A 1,239-nucleotide genomic window follows, 5' to 3' on the forward strand; every position below is an offset into this window, starting at 1 on the left:
GCGAGGGGGCGACGGGTGTCAGTCCGCTGTTGTCCGGGTGGCCGACCCGGCCACCGTGCTGCAACTGGACGAACATCCTTCCGCCCGCGGCGTGGACGGCGCCGGTCACCTGCCGCCATCCGGCCACGTGCTCCGGGCGGTGGAGCGCGGGGATGTTGGGGAAGGTCTGCCCGACGGCGTTCGGCGTGGTGGCCTCGGCGATGATGAGGCCGGCGGAGGCACGCTGCGCGTAGTAGGTGGCCATGAGGGGTTGCGGAACGCCGTCGGCGCCGGCCCTGTTCCTCGTCAGCGGCGCCATGACGAGGCGGTTGGGCAGGTGCAGCGGACCGAGGCGGAAGGGGTCGAAGAGGCCGGGCGTGGTGGGTGCGTTCGTCATGCCCGTACCGTAGGAGTTGACACCGGTGTCAGGTTCAAGTCCCGCCGGGGACTGGGAAGGGGGCGGCGTGCGGATCGGGGAACTGGCCACGCGGACCGGCGTGAGCGAGCGGTCGTTGCGCTACTACGAGAAGCAGGGCCTGCTGGTCGCGGACCGGACGCCCGGCGGTCACCGCGAGTACGGCGAGTGGGCGGTCGACCGGGTCGTCCGCGTCCAGGCCTTGTTCGCCGCGGGCCTGAACAGCGCGAAGATCGCGCAGTTGCTCCCGTGCATGCGGGACGTGGACGGTGGCCCGTCCGAACGGGCCACCGCACGCCTGGTCTCCGACCTCACCGAGGAGCGGCGGCGCATCGACGGGCTCATCGCCGATCTGCTGCGCTCCCGGGAGGTCCTGGAAGAGGTCATCCAGACGGCGTCGGGCGTTCCGGCCTCGTAGCGGCCGCTTCCGGGCCGGGTGTGCGGCACGGGTGCGCGCCGGCCCCGTCCGGGGCCGGCCGAAGGGAGCACCGTGCGGGCAGGGCGCGTCAGACGCGGTCGGCGGCGATGAGGAGGTAGTGGAAGCTGCCTTCCTTGTAGGCCGTGAGGAAGGGGTCTTCCACGCCGGTGGCCAGGGAGGACTGGGCGCGCAGTTCCCAGTACGGGATGGTGGCCGCGGTCAGGTCGACGACGTTCATGGGGACGAGGCCGTTGGCGGCCATGGCCTTGAAGTAGGCGCTGCGGGGGTGGATGTTGCAGGTGTAGTGCTCGTCGATCCGGCTGACGGCCTTGGAGCGGCCGCCGGTGACGTCGTTGTAGCAGCCGGTGATGACGACGTAGCGGCCGCCGAAGGCGAGCTGGCGGGCGTGCTCGGCGAAGAGGTCGAA

At 71.7% G+C, this 1,239-nt stretch carries 1 protein-coding gene and 2 pseudogenes; 1 reads left to right on the forward strand and 2 read right to left on the reverse strand.

All coding sequences use genetic code 11. The annotated features are described in order from the left end of the window. A pseudogene (locus AB0K09_RS33505) lies at positions 1–376 on the reverse strand (alkene reductase); the annotation flags it as partial. Between the two features lie 67 nt (positions 377–443). Here AB0K09_RS33505 and AB0K09_RS33510 point away from each other — a divergent pair. Next, a complete protein-coding gene (locus AB0K09_RS33510; protein ID WP_366069157.1) occupies positions 444–812 on the forward strand; it encodes a MerR family transcriptional regulator in 369 nt (122 codons plus the stop codon). An 88-nt stretch (positions 813–900) separates the two neighbouring features. Here AB0K09_RS33510 and AB0K09_RS33515 read toward each other — a convergent pair. Further along, positions 901–1,239: pseudogene (locus tag AB0K09_RS33515) on the reverse strand (SAM-dependent methyltransferase); the annotation flags it as partial.

The organism is Streptomyces sp. NPDC049577 (assembly GCF_040675635.1).
In the GTDB taxonomy this organism is placed as follows: Bacteria; Actinomycetota; Actinomycetes; order Streptomycetales; family Streptomycetaceae; genus Streptomyces.